This is a genomic window from Collinsella tanakaei (assembly GCF_030373545.1).
Classification (GTDB): Bacteria; Actinomycetota; Coriobacteriia; order Coriobacteriales; family Coriobacteriaceae; genus Collinsella; species Collinsella tanakaei_C.
In genome coordinates, this window is the sequence record NZ_JAUDCO010000004.1 from 14,902 (window position 1) to 31,623 (window position 16,722).

Genomic DNA, 16,722 nt, shown 5'->3' on the forward strand with positions numbered 1-16,722 from the left:
ATGGCAAAGGTGATGTTCGATGTGCTGCTGCCCTCGACGGGCAAGCACTATGATTTCTGGGTTCCCGAGAGCATGCAGATGCAGACGGTCACGCAGCTCGTGGCCGAGGCGATGCAGGTGGCGGAGCCCGACTACTACGAGGCCACGCCCGACGCGGCCCTCATGTACGTGCCCACCGGCGAGATCCAGGACCCCAGCTCCACGGTCGCCGAGATCGGCTTCACCGATGGCGACTCCTTCGTGCTCGTGTAGCCTGCGGGGGTACGTCCGGTGAAGTTCAAGGTCAAAAACAACAAGAAGACGGGCATCAAGCGGTTCTTTGTCGAGAGCGACAAAGACGACCAGCTGGGCTATGCCGAAGCCGAGGCGCTCAAGCGCGGACGGCTCGTGTCGCTGCTGCCGCTGACCTACACGCACCGGGGTCGCATCTACAGCTTCTCCTATGCCGCCCAAGGGCTGTTCCCGCTCAGCCAGGCGGTGACCAAACCCTTCGCACCGCGCCAGCTCGAGCGCATGCTTATCTCGTTTTTGGACCTGATGCTCGAGTGCGAGAACAACGGCCTCATGCGCCAGCGCGTGAGCGCCAGCCCGGACTACATCCTGTTCAATCCCGGCGACGCGCGCCTGTATTTCGTGTACGTGCCGCTGCAGTCGTTTGCCCCCACGGATAACGACCTGCGCAACGCCGTCATCTACCTGTGCGAATACGCCCAGGTACCGCCGCAGGAGTACGCCTTGCGCGAAAGCGTGCTCGACCACATGCGCCGTACGACGGTGTTCACGAGCGTCGATTTCAGTGCCTACCTCACCGCGCTCGGACTCGTGCAGCAGCAACAGCCGCAGCCCATCGACCTCGAGCCCCTGTGGGTCGACACCGAGACGCTGGGTGCGCGCGCGATGCATGGGCGCGACTTCGTGACCGAGCAGATGTTCAGTGCGCAGGCGGCGTATGCGGACGCCCCGTCCGCCCCGACTCCCGCTGCGCGCGGTTGGCTTCTCACGCGCGTGTCCAACGGCTGCTGCTGGCAGTTGGCCGACGGCGCATACGATATCGGCCGCATGGATGATTGCTCCATCTGCCTGTCCGACGTCAACGGCCTGTCGCGCCGCCACGCGGAGCTCTACGTCGCCGGCGACCATTGCGAGATCCGCGATCTGGGCTCCACCAACGGTGTGTCGGTCAACGGCAGGCGCTTGGGCCCCGGGGTGCCCACCGTTCTGGCGCGTGGCGACTACCTGCAGCTCGGGTCGGAGCTGTTCGAAATTCGATAGGGGGCGATTCGCATGAGCATAGCATCCATGGAATCCCAGCTCGATGGCGCCCATATGAAGCTGCGTGAGCTCGAGGAGGAGCGCGACGGCCTGGCGCGCTTCATGACGCAGGTCAACAACGATCGCGCGGAGTTCGAGGGCCAGCTCGCCCGCAAGCGCGCGGCGGCCTCGAAGGTGCGCGCGGTGCGCAACGCCAAGCTCGCGCGCGGTCTGGCCGACTATCTGGACGCCAAGCTGGGCAGCAGCTTTTCCGGGGGAATCGAGGGCTGCTTTACCGGCGTCTCGTCCAACGCCGCACGCGCCATGGCGCAGGTGGCCGACGAGATCGCGCAGGTGCGCTCCCAGATATCGTCGCTTGAGCAGGGAATCGCCGCCGAGAAGCAGCGCATCGCGCAGGAGGAGCAGCGCCGCGCCGCCGAGGCGGCCGTCCGTGCCGCCGAGACCGCCCGCGCGTCTATGCAGAGCTAGGAGGGATGCAGATGGATATCGTTGTCGCCGATGCCGAGATGCGTCATAGCGCCCAGGCGCTCGAGGACGCCCTGTACGCCCTCTCGTCGATCTGCACGCGCGTCATGCCCCTTATCGAGGAGCTCCAGGACAGCGGCGCCTTGGCGTCGGATGCGCTCAGACAGAAATACACCGATGAGCTGAACTCGACGCTCGATGTGCTCGCCCGCTCGATTGAGTCGACGAGCGAGGGCATCGTGTCGGGTGCCATGGAGTACGTCAGCGAGATCGACGAGATCGACTCGTTTATTTACGGGGAGTAGCCGATGAGCACGATCACGGTTGATCCGGCGAAAATCGCCGACATCGTTCAGAGTCTGCGGTCGCTTGCGTCTCTGTGCAGCGGCTACGAGTCCATCTCGTTGGAGTTTTCCGAGAGCTCGGGGCCCCAGGTGGAAGGCCTTCTTGCGGCGGCGCAGGCGGTCGGTGCACTGGCGGCCAAAGAGCATGCGCTCATCGACGCCATCGCGGACGGCATCGTGTACGACATGGTGGCGCTATGCAACATGGACGCGGCTATCGCCCAAGCCCTGCTCGAGGGTTCAAGTGTCGGGGGTGCGTCATGAGGCGCGCGGCGCTCAAGGTTATCGGCACGCTCATCGTTTCGTTGGTTTTAGGAGGATGCGCCATGGGTAACGGAAGCGGCACGCAGCCGACACCGGACGCCTCGACGACCGAGGCGACGGGGTATTTTTCCTGGTCGGAGGGCATGGAGCTCACCGACGAGCTCGAGCGCGTCGCGCGCAACATCGGCTGCGAGGAGCGCGTGGTTGAGCGCATGAAGGCCGACGGGGTGGATGAGGACGCCTATTGGCATATCGCCCCGGCGCTTGCCACCGAGCAGCATCTTGAGGAGAAATACGGCATCGGCTTCACCGCGATCGACTGCTACTACAACCTGTCCGACAACCAGTCCGGCACCGATGCCTGCATGGTGCGCCTGACCGCCGATGACGGCAGCGGGCCGGCCGATGGCTTCCTGGCGCGCTGCGACTGGAACGACGACGCCGCGCATCCCGTGTGGACCGAGACCTATTTCGCCTCCTATATCGCCGAGTCCTACGACGCCTACGTGACCGGCTTGGTCTCCGATGCGGTCGCGGCGTGCGAGTCCGCCCCGGTCGTGGCGGCGACGATCGACGCCTACACCATGTTCGGCGACGACATGGGACCCGATACGCCGATCGAGGACGTCGCCCGCGCAAACGTCGGTGCGCTCGCCATCTATGTCAGGGACGCCCCCGGCCTGACCGAGGAGGCCTATGACGCGGACGTGGCCGCCATCACCGAGGCAGCCCGCGCGACGGGGCTGCACCTGCTCATCGACGCCGCGTGCATCACGAACCTATCTGAGACGACCGAGCTCACGCCCGAGATCGGCGACAGCGCGCGCCGGGAGTACATCGCTCCGAGCGCGGGCACCGACCTGGCCGGCGTGCTGCCTGGGGCGAAGTGGAAGCGCTCGGACGTCGTCAACAAGGCGTAGGGGAGAGGCGCCGCCGTGGCGCTGGAGGTGATTACCATGCAGCTTACCGACGAGCAGCTGGGCATGCTCGACGTGCTCATGTACGAGGATGGTGACGGCTCGGGGATCTTTCGCGGCAACGAGGGCAAGACGCTCGGCGAGATTCTCGATGAACTCGACCGCTCCGGCTACGATTTTGCCGCGAGCGACGAGCTGATCGATGCGATACGCAACGATCCCCGCCTGAGCGACCTGGTTCTTGCCGACGTTGACTCCTACGACGAACGCGGGGCGCATGCGGCGGCGTTCGTGGAAAACACCGCGGACGGCGGGCGCAACACCTATGTCGCGTTCCAGGGTACGGGCACGGGCGGGACGATCGACGGCCAGGCGACGAACTCGGAATGGTACACCGATGCGCTCGGACTTGAGCAATCCGACACGCAGCCCCAGCGCGAGGCGAGTGAGTATGTGAAGTACGTTGCGGAGCGCTACGGCAGCCCCGTGACCGTGACCGGCCACTCCAATGGCGCCAACAAGGCCATGTACGTGGCAGTCACGAGCGACTGCGTCGACCGTTGCGTCGTCTTCGACGGCCAGGGCTTCAGCCCGGCGTTTTTCGACAAGTACGCCAACCTCATAGACGAAAACTCCTACAAGGTGACGTTTTACGGCCTCGAGGACGACTACGTGGGCCCGCTGCTCAAGCCCCTGCCCATCGACAAGGAATACATCGCCTACGGCGACTCCTACGACGGGGACAATCCGGGCGAGACGTTCATGCTCAACCATGGGATGGAGTCGTTCTTCACGTCGTACATCGACGAGGACGGCAACCGTCGCTACGGGTTCAAGAAGGGGCGGCAGTCGCCGTTCTCCCAGCAGATCGAGTCGTTTATCATCCACATCTACGACAAGCTGTCCACCCAGCAGCTCGCGATCCTGGCTCCCGTCATCGGACAGATCCTCGATTCGCTGCTGGGGACCAAGGGGCGCACCATCCAAGAGGTGCTCTCCGACGACGCGAACAAAGCCGGCGTCGCGCTGCTCATCGCTGTCGCCTGCTCGTATGACGGATGGACGGCGTTTATCGACGCCACCTTGGACGCGTTCGGCGACGCCATGAGCGACGAGATGCGCGATGAGTTCGAGAGGCTGCGCTCGATCCCCGGCGACCTGTGGGCGGTGCTCAAGGCCTTCGGCATCACGCAGCTGTTCGACATAATCGTGTCGCTCAACGGCATGCTGATCAGCGCGGGTTCGCTGGCGGTCATCAACATGACGCAGGATGCCCTGGGCTTCGATGCGATGGCGAGCAACCTGGTGCGTGAGTTCACCGAGGCAAAAAAGCAGGAGCTGCTCAGCATCGTACGCGAAGTCGAGCAGGAAGAATGGTGGGATCCGACGCGCTGGGACGTGTGGTACCGCGGCGAGCGCTTCTTTGGGCGTCTGACGATCGACAACTACCAAAACGACATGCGGACCTATTACCGCAAGGTGGCCGACATCGAAGGCGCGACCACGCAGACGATCGAGGACATCTTCACGCGGGTGGTGCAGCGGAGCATGTATTACCAGGGCGATGTGGCGGCCAAGCTCATCGAGAATGTCAATTCGATCGACGCGGCGATCGAGGTGGGATAGCGTTCCGGCTGCGGTGACGCGTGCATTTGCGACAGCAGCGGTACTGGTTGTTACCGATGCCTTGTCTGATGTGTCCGGTTGCGCTACGAATAACATATTGAAATGTTGACCCCCTCGTCCAAAACGGCGGACGTGCGGGGCGGGAATGTTGCGCAACGTGCGCACGATATCTCGCGGGACCATGACGGTGGGATGACCGTCGGTTGCAGCGAGAGGGGAAGCTATGGTCGACCGGGTGGACAAAGGGATGGCGCAGGCGCGCTGCGCGTCGTTTGCGGGCGTGGCGCAGCTCGAGCTCCTGTCGTCTTCCGAGCGCGCGTGCACGTTTCGCGGGGTGTGCGACCGGGGCAGCTATGCCGGTTTTCCCTGCGTGTACAAGGAGCTTACCGGCAGCGACGATTACCTCGATCACGTCGAGCGCCTGCTGGGCGCCCTCGAGCGCGCCCAGGCGAATGCGGGCGGGCGCGCGCAGGGAGCGATATCGGGCCTGCCCTTCATCATCGATCATGGGACGGTGACGCTTTTGGGCGGCAGGTCGGTGTACGCGGTGTTCTCGTGGCTTGCCGGCCCCACGCTCGCCGATGTGTGCGTCTCGCTCTCCGCGAGCGGGCGCATCGATCTGGGAAGCGCCCTGTCGCTGCTCGCCTGCGCCGCACAGGCCCTCTCGCGCGCCGCGTCGGCGCTGCCGGGCGTCCAACTTGTCCACCAGGACGTCAAGCCTTCCAACATCGTGGTGATGGCGCACGGCGTCGATGTCGCGAAACGGCTTGTGCTGGGCACGAGCACCGAGGGCCCCTTGGACTGCGCGTGCGCGCTCATCGATTTCGATTCCGCGTTTGCGGTGCCGCTCGACGGTCGGGCGCCCTATCGTCCGCGGCCGTTCGGCACCCCGGGCTACTGTGCGCCCGAGGATGTGGGATCCGCGCCTTCCGATGGGCGCGCCACGGACATCTTCGCGTTGGGCGTCGTCGCGCACGAGCTGCTGACCGGTTCGCTTCCCTACGCCGGAAGCATTGGCGCCGACCTTGCGGGCGCGGATGGCGCTCTGCCGCCGGTCGCCATCGACCGGGCCTTGCCACCCGATGTCGCATCGGTGCTGGGGGCGTGTCTTGCGACCGATCCTCGGCTCCGTCCCGCCGCGTCCAGCGTCGCCAGCGCGTTTGCGCGCCTGGGGCGCGCCCACGCGGGGGACATGCTGGCGAGGGCCCCGCGCGCGGCGTGGTCAGACCGTCCGACCATCTAGTCTGACATGCGGATGAGCAACACCTCGATGGGTAAACGGCCGGTTCCCTGAGGTGTTGTGCAACACCGTTGGGAAACGTTTGCTCGTAGCATTGACGTATGTGGGAAAGGAGGGCCGATGGGGGAAGGCGGCGCTAAGCGTTCCCAAGCGCACGACGGCGCATGGGACAGCGCGTTTTACCGCTTCGCCGAGGGCGTGCGCACGCTTTCGGGCGGGGCGGTCAACTACAAGATCCTGTATGCCATGGTCGGCATGAACGGCCGCTACGTAAACCACGTCAACGCGATCGTGCGCAAGCGCACGGCGGCGGCGTTCTCGCGCCTCATCCACTCCAGTCGCTACGCCGATGACTTCCGGGAGGCCTACCGCGCCGACGACACGGTGTTCGCGAGCGCCGCGACGGAGCTCATCGCCCGCCTGCGCCAAAACGCCCATCTCGATGACCGCGAGCTCATGGATGCCCTGCTGTTGCTTTTGCGCGAGGGTCTCGCGCGCGGCCTTGCCAACGAACGCGCCGCCGGGCGCGCGGATGTCAACCTCGCCCGTCTGGAAAACGAGACCGCGGCGCTTGCCACCTGGTGCGCGACGTCGCGCGTGGCGGGGCATGTGCCGCTCGAGGAGCTGGCCGCCTCGCTGTTCCACATCGTGGCGTTCGGTCACCTGGACGAGCGCTTTGCCCGCACCTTGCTCGCGGCGACGCCCGACGACGTCCCTTCCGCCGCCGAGGCGCCGGTAGCTTTAGGTTCGCCGCGCACTGACGCCGCCTGCCTGTTCCGCGTGGGCGAGACGCGTACGGCCCCGCTGTCGGGCGCGTGGCGCATCGACGCTGCCCGGCCGTTTACCATCGGGCGCTACACCGACTGCGACGCCATCGAATCCGACCCCTACGTCTCGCGCGTGCACTGCCGCATCTGGCAGGCGGACGGGTCGTGGTATGTTGAGGATGCGGGGAGTGCTCACGGCACGCGTGTCGTGCGCGGCGAGACCCCCGGCGACTCGGTCGAGGTGTTTGACAGCGCGGCCCAGGACAGCCCGGTTTTCAAGCTTTCATTCGGCGACCGCATCGTGCTCGCCGGCCGCATAACGTATTGGTTCCGCTCGCTCGACGAGAGCGGGCTCGGTGATTGAACGGGGATGTAAGATGCAGCATTCACTTGTCCGACTGCCGGACGGCTCGCGGGCGCTTGCCTACCAGGTTGCCTCGCTGGACGTGATCGATCGCAGGCTCGACCGCGGGATGGACGCCCTGTCCTCGAGCGTCCTGCTCGAGGGGCGCCTGGCGCGCCACGCTGACGGGCGCCTTGAGGCGCGCTACGCCGTGGAGGGCGAGCTGCTCTCCGAGCGCCTGGAGCGCCCCTTCACCTCATCTGAGGTCTGCGCGCTGTTCGGATGCATCGCACAGCTCATCGACTCGCTCATCGAGCAGCGCATGCCCCTCATGAACATGCGCATGCACACCGACGAGGTCGCTATGGACGGCGCGTCGGGCAAGGCGCGCTTCGTATTCCTGCCCCTGACCAACATCACGCCCGACCTGGCGGCAGCCGAGGGCTTCTTCCGCGCCATCGGAGAATCCATCAAGACCTCCGACGAGGTCGGCGCGAGCGCGGTTCGCTCGTACGTGTCGTTTTTCCAGGTGAGCGAGGCGTTTGACATCACCGCCTTCTCCAAACATCTCAAGCAGGTCGTCGCCGGCGCCCTGTGCGCCGAGCCCGCTGCGGTGGGCGGCGAGCTGCCCACGGTCAACCCGGTTTCTGCCCCCAACGATTCCGAGACCACGTTTTTGGGCATGGAGCAGGCCGACGATCACGGCACGACGGTGCTGGTCAACGAGGAGCCCGACGACCACGGCACCACGGTGCTCGCCGCCGATGAGCCCCAGGATCCCAAGAACGACTTCGGGACGACGGTTCTGGGCGATGAGGACGACCTGTTCGCCAACGAGCGCGTGCTCCAGTCGCGCCAGGGTCTTACCGGTGTTCTGAGCGACCTTGATTTCCGCATCTTCGACGAGGAGACACCCAAGCGGCCCGAGCCCGCCGGTGCGCACGAGGACCGCATAGAGGACGAGCCCGACGAGGACGAGGTTGGTGCAACCGAGCCGGCTGACGACACGAAGACGCAGGTCGTCGAGGTCGGCCCCGAGTTCGACGTGGCGCCCGCGCCGGAGCCCGAGCAGGAGCCTGAGCCCGAGGGCGCCGATGAGCCCGACGACTCCAAGACCTCCGTCGTCGAGGTGGGGGAGGCCTTCGAGCCGACGCCCGCCGTCGAGTCCGAGGCTGCCGCACAGGATGCCCCTGACGACAGCCTGACCACGGTCGCCCACGTCGGCGCTGGCTTTGAGCCCGCAGTCGCGGCGACCGAGACCATGCCGGCGTTCACCGATACCGGCTTTACCCAGATGGACGACGAGTCCGAGCCGATCGCCGAACCCGAGCCCGAGCCGATTGCCGAACCCGAACCCGCCCCGACGCAGCCGGCGCCCGACGCTTGGGCCGTCCCGGCGCCCGACGTCGCTCCCGCCCCCGTCGCGCAGCCGGTCCGCAACCGCTTCTTCATGACGCGCCTGCGCACGGGCGAGAGCTTCGAGATTCGCGGCCGCCGCTTCGTGGTCGGCAAGTCCAAGCACAGCTCCTTCCAGGTGCGCGACACCACCACCGTTTCGCGCAGCCACGCGATCTTTACGGTCGAGAACGGTACCTGCACGATCACCGACGACGACTCGCGCAACGGCACCTACGTCAACGGCATCCGCCTCGAGTCGGGCGTGCCCATGGAGCTCGTGGACGGAGACACCGTCCGCATGAGCGATGTCGATTTCGTCTTCGAGGTCGAGCCGGCATAGCGGCTCCGTCCACCAACCAGCAAGAAAGGAGCGCGCATGATCTTCGAAGCGACCGGCTATTCCAACGTCGGGCAGTCGCGCGATTCCAACCAGGACAGCTACCTCATCAAGGTCGCCTCCACCTCTATGGGTGACGTCGCGCTGCTCGCGGTTGCCGACGGCATGGGCGGCCTCGAGAGCGGCGAGCTCGCCTCGGCGACCGTCATCCGCATGCTGTCCACGTGGTTCGACACCAAGCTTCCGGCGGCGCTTGAGGCCATGGAGGCCAGCGTCGGCGGCTTTGAGCAGTTCGTCGACGGCCAGTGGAACGGCTTGATCCAGGACATGAACATGGCGCTCATCCGCCACGGCATGGCCGAGCGCATGAACCTGGGCACCACGCTGACCGCGCTGCTCGCCATCGGCGGGCGCTACTCCATCGTGCACGTGGGCGACACGCGCGCCTACGAGGTCAAAGACGATGCGATCGCGCAGCTCACGCGCGATCAGACCTACGTGCGCCGCGAGGTCGAGGCGGGCCGCATGACGCCCGAGGAGGCCATGGTGCACCCGCGCCGCAACGTGCTGCTGCAGTGCCTCGGCTCGTCCAAGGAGGTCGTGCCCGACCTGATCCACGGCAACATCGACCGCGACGCCATCTACTTTCTGTGCTCGGACGGCTATCGCCACGTGCTCACGGACGGCGAGGTGCGCAAGCGCCTGGGACCGGCGGCGCTCGATGCGAAGAGCTGGGAGATCGAGGCGACGCGTCCCGGGTTTACCCGCGCTGACGACGTGAGCCTTTCGCTCGAGGAGCAGCACGGCTTCCCCGAGGGCAGCGTGTCCATGAAGCTCGCCGCCGTCGCACGTCTGGTCATGGACCGCAAGGAAGAGGACAACCTGACCGCCGTGGTCATGCGCGTCAAGCAAGGAGGCCGCTGATGGCCAGAGTACGCAGGAGCTCCAACGCGCGCCGCGCGCGCGTCGGTGACGTCATCAAAGGGCAGTACAAGGTCCTTCAGGTAATCGGCGCCGGCGGCATGAGCCGCGTCTACCTTGCCTCGGACCTGCAGCTCACCAACAAGATGTGGGCCATCAAGGAGGTCGACCGCCATGCGACCGACCCGGTGGGCCGCCCCATCGAGCAGTCGCTCGCGCGTGAGGCTGACCTGCTGTCCAAGCTCAACCACCCCAACATCGTCGACATCGTCAACATCGAGAAGACCGATGACTTCATCTACGTCGTCGAGGACTACGTCGAGGGCGACACCCTCGACGCCGAGGTGCGCAAGGAGGGCCCGCAGTCCGAGGAGGACGTCCAGCGCTGGATGCTCCAGATCTGCGACGCCCTGGGCTACCTGCACGAGCAGAACCCGCCCATCATCTACCGCGACATGAAGCCCAAAAACATCATGTTGCACCCCGACGGCTACATCAAGCTGATCGACCTGGGCGTGGCGCGCGAGTACGTGGACGACGATTCCCGTACCGACACCGTGGCCTTCGGCACCGAGGGCTACGCCGCGCCCGAGCAGTACGGCGCCAAGACGCAGACCGACGCGCGCACCGACATCTACGGCATCGGCGCGACCATGTGGCACCTGCTGGCCGGCGGCGCGCCGCCCATGGAGTTCCCGCTGCCTGACATCCGCACGGTCAACCCCAACGTGTCCGAGGGCTTCGCCAACATCATCGCCAAGTGCTGCAAGCTCGATCGCTCCGAGCGCTATCAGAGTTGTGACGAGCTCGCTGTGGACCTCGAGCGCTACGAGGAGCTCACCGCCGAGTACCGCGAGCGCCAGGCCAAGAAGGTCCGCACGTTTGCGGGGTGCGCCATCGGCGCCGCCGTCTGCCTCGTGCTGGGTATCGGCTGCCTCATCGCGCGCGAGGGCGTCATCACCCAGAACTTCGAGTACCAGATGCAGATCGGCGACAGCGCGGTGCGCTCGAGCAACGCCGAGGAGGCCGAGGAGGCCTACCTGGACGCCATCTCCAAGCGCCCCGGCGATCCGCGCGGCTACGAGGGCCTCATCGCCGCCTACAAGGTGGACGGCGAGTTTGACACCGACGAGAAGGCGCAGTTCGACAATGTGTACCAGACCAACCTGGAGCAGCTGCGCGGCCACCGCGACTTCTCGCAGCTGTCCTTTGATATCGGTCAGCTGTACTGGTACTACTACGCCTACGGCGACGCCGGCGACTCCGAGCAGAACCAGGCCACGCGCATCAAGGCGTCGGCCGAGTACTTCGAGACCGCGGCCAACGACGTGCAGTTCGCCGATCGCCAGCGCGCGCAGATCTACAACGGCATCGCGCAGTTCAACACCAAGATTGCCGAGGCCATGCGCACCGACTCCGATTCCGATGAGGATTACCAGGAGTACTGGGGCTACCTCGAGCAGCTCGCTCAGACGATCGACGACGACACCAACGACCGCGTGCGTCTGGACAGCTACGAGCTGATCTGCAACGCGCTCGAGACCTACCTGTACGGCTTCGAGAGCGCGGGCATCTCGCAGTCCGACGTCGAGGACCTCTATCAGGTTGCCTACGACGGTCTGACCGACCTGGAGGACCGCTTCGGTGCCGATGACGCCGAGGCCGAGGCCCAGCGCGTCGATGCGCTGTCGCGCCTTGCCAACCAGGTGCGTACAAGGATCACGACGGTGTACTCCGGTGCCGTCGTCGGTGAGAACTAGGAGGGGCGACCATGGAAAACGTACTGTTGGGCGTAGCCGTCGCCCTGTTTGTGATCGGTGTGGCGCTGGGCGTCGTGGCAGCCGTCATGTTCGTCAAGCGCGACATCATGAACTCGATTCGCTTCCTGCAGGGCAAGCGCATCTCGGCCGATGACGAGAGCAAGAAGAAGCGCGCCCGCCGCGGCAGCGCCGCAGGCGCCGGGCGTCCTCGCGCCGCATCGAACGCCGTGGCAAGCGACACGACCGAGAACGTGGGCGACGACCGCACGACGGGCTTTGCCGGATCCGAGCGCGCCGACGACAACCTGACCACGGTCGTGTCCACGGGCGCCGACCGCGCCGACGACCGCCCGACCACCATCGCGGGCATGCCGGTGGACTTCATCACTTCCGACGAGGGCGTCGATGGGTCCGAGACGCCCACCGAGGTGCTCTCCGAGCTCGACGAGGAATCCGAGCGCGCCACCGGCGTGCTCGAGGACACCGACGCCGAGGACTCCGAGCGCCCGACCGGCGTGCTCACCGAGCACGATGAGGAGGACTCGGAACATCCCACGAGCGTGCTGGTTGCCGAGCCCGAGGAGGATTCCGAGGCCCCGACGACCGTGCTGGGCGCAGAGACAGACGAGGATTCCGAGGCTCCCACGACCGTGCCGGGCGAGATGGAGGCCGACGAGGCTGAGGACTCCGAAGCGCCGACGACCGTGCTCGGCGCTGCCGAGGCCGAGGAGGAGTTCGAGGAGGACTCCGAGCGCCCGACCGCCGTGCTGGTCGAGTCCGACGAGGAGTCCGAGCGCGCCACCGCCGTGCTGGGCGAGAGCCTGGAGGACTCCGAGCGGGCGACCGATGTGCTCGTATCCCCGCATGCGGATGCAGAAATTGTTACCGATGATGATTCCGGGGCGCAACAGGGTGTTGTGCAACAGGAAGAACCGCTGTTCCGCTTCATACTTAAACAGAATGTCATTGTCGTCCATACCGAGGAGACTCTCGATTAACTGCTGACGCGGGAAGGATACGAACATGTCAGTGTTGGATAAGCTCAAACTCTATTCGCGCAAGCCGGTCGCGGTGATCATGGCGGCGACGCTCGCCACTTCGAGCGTGCCGGTCCAGGCGGTCGTCCAGGCGACTCCGGCCTATGCCGCCCCGCAGCAGAAGGCCGATGACCAGGTGGATGAGGTGACGGGAGGCACCTTCGATTCGCAGACGGCCTCCATCAGCCTTGTTTACGATAGCGATGCCGAGAAAGCTGGAAGCTACACGCTTACCAAGAAAGACTTGCTGAACCTGCTTGAGCAGCAGCAGGGTGAGGCTTTGAAGGCCCTGTTCACCTATACCAAGGGCGGCACGGATCAGTTCTCCCAGACGATCGACGACGTGGTCGCTAGTTTCCCTGTGGGGGATGAGACCAAAGATGCCTACACGGTGACTGAGACGAATTACAAGATCACCGATATCGATATCAAGGTCGCTGCGGCTGCTGGTAGTTCCATCAAGGTCGATGCTACTGATGATGGTTGGACCATCTCGGCGGCCGCCGACGTTACGAATGAGGCCTTGGAGATCACGGTCACGTCCATCTCCTATCAGTACAACTTCAAGTACACCCATACCTTTATGGAAGAGGTGGAGGTTGAGGAGCCTGACGTGCCCGAGACGCCCGATGGCACCGAGCCGGGCGAGGGCGAGACGGGCGAACCGACTGATCCGACCGATCCGGGTTCCGGCGAAGAGACCACGCAGCCTCAGTATGAGGAGAAGAGCGAGGAAGTCTGGTATCCCGGCAGCAGCGCCGAGGATTTCACCGTCGAGGCTTCCGGCGTAATCAATGCCGGCACGCTTCCCGCGCCGAGTGTTACCGTGACCGCTGTCGATTACTGGGCGGGAGCCGAGGATAGTGCCGGTGAAGCGGAGGCAGAGGGCGTAACCGTTCCTGAACTCACGTACGGCGAGGGCTCTCAGAAGGCGACCGTGTGGGGTAACGGCTGGGCGAACCTTGACTATGAGGTTACATACGATGGGGATGCTGAGGATTACTTCACTGTCGACATCTCTCGTGAGAGGGCGGGCAGCGGCTTTAATCGTCGCTACAGTTACGTGGCCACCGTTACACCGAAGCGCGCAAGCGATGAGGACATGACGTTCACGGTTACGTTCAAGAAGCACTGGAGCGGTAGAGAAGTCGGTGCCGTTACGGTGACCGTCCCCGCCATCCAGAAGAAGCAGATTAGCATCGGTCTCGACGAACAGCCTTTCCGTCTGCAGGATGCTCAGGAAAAGACGATTCTTGTCGATGCGAACGAGCGCGTCCTCGAGGCGGTCAACGAGGTAGAGGACAAGCTCGGCAATGAAAGCCTGAGCGAGGACTATTACGCCTCTGCCGAATTGGGCGGTGACTTTGACAACCAGGGAGTTGCCGATCAGTCGCCGACCGTGACGCTCGCTCCGAGCGAGGAGAACGCGGACGCCTTCGCGAACTACACGATTACCGCCCCCTCGAACGTCACCATCAAGGCGATCCAGGACGTCGCGTGGGCTGACAGCGGCCTTGCGCTCGCCTCTGAGCACAACGAGGCCAGCGATGCCATCGACCTGACTGCCGACAACGCCGACACCTGGGTCAAGAAGATTCCGACCGCCTCGTGGGACGGCTACGAGCTCGCCTACGCCACGCCTGCGGTTCCGACGACCGCTGACGAGTTTGCCAGCTCTGTCGCCCTGTCCGGCGGCGACGGCATCCACTCCGTCACCATGTACGCGCTCAGCAGCGACAACGTCGTGAGCCAGATCACGGGCGTCTCCTACCGGCTCGACACCCTGGCTCCGCAGCTTAACGGTGCTGACGTCGATTACGATGTCAAGCATGGCACCTTCGTGTTCGGCGACCAGCGCGTCGGCGTGAGCTTCTCGCTCGTCGACCTCATCAAGGCCAATGCCGAGGATTCCAAGGATACGCTCGAGGCCCTGCAGTCCGGCGTCAACACCGGCTCGGTGACCGCCGAGTACGACGACGGCAAGAACGGCACCACCCTGGCCGCCGACCTCACCAACGACGGCTCCGAGTACTCGTTCTCCATCACGGGCGACCGCGACGTCAACACCGCCGACATTCGCATCCACGCGTCCGACGTCGCCGGCAACGTGCTCGACACCACCGCCGATGACAACAACGGCATCCCGACGAGCATCACCAAGCTCGTCGCCGAGAGCACCGGTCCGTCCATGAGCGTGTCGTGGGACAGCAGCGACGCCACCAACGGCAAGTACTACAACCACAACCGCACGCTGACCGTCACCATCACCGAGGCGTTCTTCAACTACACCCAGCAGTACGCTAACGACCAGGTGATCTTCACGGTCGAGCGCAACGGCGAGACCGCTATGGCCATCCACCCGACAGACTTCACGCATGTGTCCGGCGATACGTACTCCTACACGCTCGCCTTCACGGACGATGCGGACTACGTCGTGTCGAGCATGCACGTCGAGGACATCGTCGGCCATGCGGCCACCGGTGAGGGCGACACCTTCACCATCGACAAGACCGCCCCGACCATGCAGGTGACGTTCGACAACAACAACGTGGCCAACGGCAACTACTACAACGCCGCCCGCACCGCGACCATCACCATCACCGAGCACAACTTCGACCCCAACCTGGTGAACATCACCACCACCGCGTCTGCCGGCAACGGCGGCGAGGTCGGTCAGCCGGCCGTCTCCGGTTGGTCCTCCTCCGGCGACACCCACACCGCCACAGTGACGTTCCCCGGCCAGGGCGTGTACACGCTCGCCGTCGACGGCATGGACCTCGCCACCAACGAGCTCACGCCCTACAGCTGCCCCGAGTTCGTGGTTGACACCATCGAGCCCGAGATCACCATCTCCGGCGTGGAGAACCTGACCGCCTACGCGGACGCCGTGTCGCCTGCCGTCGCGGTCCACGACACCAACCTGTCCGACGCCACCGACATCCACGTCGAGGTCGTGGGCGTGTCCCCGTACGGCGAGTCCGCCAACCCGTTCAGCGCCGCGCCCGCCTTCACGGCGACCGACGCCAACGTCGAGTGGGGCAACCCCGACGAGGCCAAGCCCAACGACAACGTCTACACCGTCGTCGTCCAGGCCGTCGACCTCGCCGGCAACACGAGCGATGAGGCCGTGACGTTCTCCGTCAACCGCTTCGGCTCCACCTACGTCATCTCCGACGAGACCGGCAAGATGCTCGATCAGTACCTCAAGCACGACAACACCACCGACGTGCGCGTGACCGAGATCAACCCCTCCGGCCTCGATGAGTCCAAGACCTCCGTCGAGCTTACGCGCGACACGAGCAACACCACGCTCAAGGCCGACGAGGACTACACGACCGACGAGGGCACCGAGACCGGCTGGAGCCAGTACGTCTACACCGTCGACCGCGACAACTACGACGCTGACGGCGTGTACCGCGTGCTGTTCCACAGCCAGGACGTTGCGGGCAACATCTCCGAGAACGCCATGAAGGACAAGAACGCCGAGGAGGCCGGCGCGACCGCCGAGGTCAACTTCGCCGTCGATGACACCGCCCCGCTCGCGTCCTTCGCCGACCTGTCCAACGCCGAGCCCTACAACGAGTCCAGCCACACCGCCAAGGTGACCTTCGAGGACAACCTGATGCTCGATCACGCCGTGGTCGAGATCGACGGCCAGGAGGTCGCGACCTTCGACGCCGAGCAGCTCGCCAACAGCACCACCCAGGAGTTCACCATCAACGAATCTACCGGTGAGCGCTCCATCAAGGTGACCGTTTGGGATGCCGCGGGCAACGAGGGCGAGGCCAGCATGGACAAGGTGGTCGTCACGACCAACGCCTTCGAGCTGTGGCGCCGCAACACGCCGCTGTTCGCCGGCACCTTGGCCGTCGCCGCGGTGGCCGTCGCGGGCATCGCGTTCGGCATCGTCAAGAAGCGCAAGAAGGATGACGAGGAGACCAACGCGTAAGCGTACGGGTTTCCCGATTGACTGCGCACGGCGCCTCGTCTGCTTGTGGGCGAGGCGCCGTTGTTGTAACGGAGGAGTCGTG

At 65.1% G+C, this 16,722-nt stretch carries 14 protein-coding genes; all 14 read left to right on the top strand.

Annotated elements, in window-relative coordinates; all coding sequences use genetic code 11:
- The 14 genes from QUW00_RS04185 to QUW00_RS04250 all read left to right on the top strand — a co-directional run bounded on the left by QUW00_RS04185 (position 1) and on the right by QUW00_RS04250 (position 16,640).
- Positions 1–252 (top strand): hypothetical protein, encoded by a 252-nt coding sequence (locus tag QUW00_RS04185; RefSeq protein WP_289613143.1) that lies wholly within the window; start codon positions 1–3, stop codon positions 250–252.
- Positions 253–270: 18 nt separating this feature from the next.
- Positions 271–1,272, top strand: coding sequence for an FHA domain-containing protein (locus tag QUW00_RS04190; protein WP_289613144.1), 1,002 nt, complete (start codon positions 271–273; stop codon positions 1,270–1,272).
- Positions 1,273–1,284: 12 nt separating this feature from the next.
- Positions 1,285–1,740 carry a hypothetical protein gene (locus QUW00_RS04195; protein WP_289613145.1) on the top strand — a complete coding sequence of 152 codons (456 nt, stop codon included), beginning with the start codon at positions 1,285–1,287 and terminating at the stop codon, positions 1,738–1,740.
- Positions 1,741–1,751: 11 nt separating this feature from the next.
- A complete protein-coding gene (locus QUW00_RS04200; protein WP_289613146.1) occupies positions 1,752–2,042 on the top strand; it encodes a hypothetical protein in 291 nt (96 codons plus the stop codon).
- Positions 2,043–2,045: 3 nt separating this feature from the next.
- Positions 2,046–2,345 (top strand): hypothetical protein, encoded by a 300-nt coding sequence (locus QUW00_RS04205; protein WP_289613147.1) that lies wholly within the window; start codon positions 2,046–2,048, stop codon positions 2,343–2,345.
- Positions 2,346–2,407: 62 nt separating this feature from the next.
- Positions 2,408–3,265 (top strand): hypothetical protein, encoded by an 858-nt coding sequence (locus tag QUW00_RS04210; protein ID WP_289613148.1) that lies wholly within the window; start codon positions 2,408–2,410, stop codon positions 3,263–3,265.
- Positions 3,266–3,301: 36 nt separating this feature from the next.
- Positions 3,302–4,888 carry an Mbeg1-like protein gene (locus tag QUW00_RS04215; protein ID WP_289613149.1) on the top strand — a complete coding sequence of 529 codons (1,587 nt, stop codon included), beginning with the start codon at positions 3,302–3,304 and terminating at the stop codon, positions 4,886–4,888.
- A gap of 223 nt (positions 4,889–5,111) precedes the next feature.
- Positions 5,112–6,131 carry a protein kinase domain-containing protein gene (locus QUW00_RS04220; protein WP_289613150.1) on the top strand — a complete coding sequence of 340 codons (1,020 nt, stop codon included), beginning with the start codon at positions 5,112–5,114 and terminating at the stop codon, positions 6,129–6,131.
- Between the two features lie 117 nt (positions 6,132–6,248).
- Entirely contained in the window at positions 6,249–7,259 is a 1,011-nt protein-coding gene (locus tag QUW00_RS04225; protein WP_289613151.1) for an FHA domain-containing protein, read from the top strand.
- A 13-nt stretch (positions 7,260–7,272) separates the two neighbouring features.
- Positions 7,273–8,976: an FHA domain-containing protein gene (locus QUW00_RS04230; protein WP_289613152.1), complete on the top strand. Its 1,704-nt coding sequence runs from the start codon at positions 7,273–7,275 to the stop codon at positions 8,974–8,976.
- Positions 8,977–9,012: 36 nt separating this feature from the next.
- The gene (locus tag QUW00_RS04235; protein WP_289613153.1) at positions 9,013–9,897 is read left to right on the top strand and encodes a PP2C family protein-serine/threonine phosphatase; all 885 of its coding nucleotides are present in this window, start codon (positions 9,013–9,015) and stop codon (positions 9,895–9,897) included.
- Complete coding sequence (locus tag QUW00_RS04240; protein ID WP_289613154.1) at positions 9,897–11,654, top strand: serine/threonine protein kinase; 1,758 nt, start codon at positions 9,897–9,899, stop codon at positions 11,652–11,654. The genes QUW00_RS04235 and QUW00_RS04240 overlap by 1 nt, the downstream gene beginning before the upstream one ends.
- Before the next feature lie 11 nt (positions 11,655–11,665).
- Positions 11,666–12,652: a hypothetical protein gene (locus QUW00_RS04245; RefSeq protein WP_289613155.1), complete on the top strand. Its 987-nt coding sequence runs from the start codon at positions 11,666–11,668 to the stop codon at positions 12,650–12,652.
- A gap of 25 nt (positions 12,653–12,677) precedes the next feature.
- Complete coding sequence (locus tag QUW00_RS04250) at positions 12,678–16,640, top strand: hypothetical protein (protein ID WP_289613156.1); 3,963 nt, start codon at positions 12,678–12,680, stop codon at positions 16,638–16,640.
- Positions 16,641–16,722 lie beyond the last annotated feature (82 nt).

What these genes read in the sequence shown, in the direction of transcription:
- QUW00_RS04250 (WP_289613156.1), top strand. Translation starts at nt 12,678, where the DNA reads ATGTCAGTGTTGGATAAGCTCAAACTCTATTCGCGCAAGCCGGTCGCG.
- QUW00_RS04235 (WP_289613153.1), top strand. Translation starts at nt 9,013, where the DNA reads ATGATCTTCGAAGCGACCGGCTATTCCAACGTCGGGCAGTCGCGCGAT.
- QUW00_RS04200 (WP_289613146.1), top strand. Translation starts at nt 1,752, where the DNA reads ATGGATATCGTTGTCGCCGATGCCGAGATGCGTCATAGCGCCCAGGCG.
- QUW00_RS04220 (WP_289613150.1), top strand. Translation starts at nt 5,112, where the DNA reads ATGGTCGACCGGGTGGACAAAGGGATGGCGCAGGCGCGCTGCGCGTCG.
- QUW00_RS04230 (WP_289613152.1), top strand. Translation starts at nt 7,273, where the DNA reads ATGCAGCATTCACTTGTCCGACTGCCGGACGGCTCGCGGGCGCTTGCC.
- QUW00_RS04245 (WP_289613155.1), top strand. Translation starts at nt 11,666, where the DNA reads ATGGAAAACGTACTGTTGGGCGTAGCCGTCGCCCTGTTTGTGATCGGT.
- QUW00_RS04195 (WP_289613145.1), top strand. Translation starts at nt 1,285, where the DNA reads ATGAGCATAGCATCCATGGAATCCCAGCTCGATGGCGCCCATATGAAG.
- QUW00_RS04225 (WP_289613151.1), top strand. Translation starts at nt 6,249, where the DNA reads ATGGGGGAAGGCGGCGCTAAGCGTTCCCAAGCGCACGACGGCGCATGG.
- QUW00_RS04205 (WP_289613147.1), top strand. Translation starts at nt 2,046, where the DNA reads ATGAGCACGATCACGGTTGATCCGGCGAAAATCGCCGACATCGTTCAG.
- QUW00_RS04240 (WP_289613154.1), top strand. Translation starts at nt 9,897, where the DNA reads ATGGCCAGAGTACGCAGGAGCTCCAACGCGCGCCGCGCGCGCGTCGGT.
- QUW00_RS04215 (WP_289613149.1), top strand. Translation starts at nt 3,302, where the DNA reads ATGCAGCTTACCGACGAGCAGCTGGGCATGCTCGACGTGCTCATGTAC.
- QUW00_RS04185 (WP_289613143.1), top strand. Translation starts at nt 1, where the DNA reads ATGGCAAAGGTGATGTTCGATGTGCTGCTGCCCTCGACGGGCAAGCAC.
- QUW00_RS04210 (WP_289613148.1), top strand. Translation starts at nt 2,408, where the DNA reads ATGGGTAACGGAAGCGGCACGCAGCCGACACCGGACGCCTCGACGACC.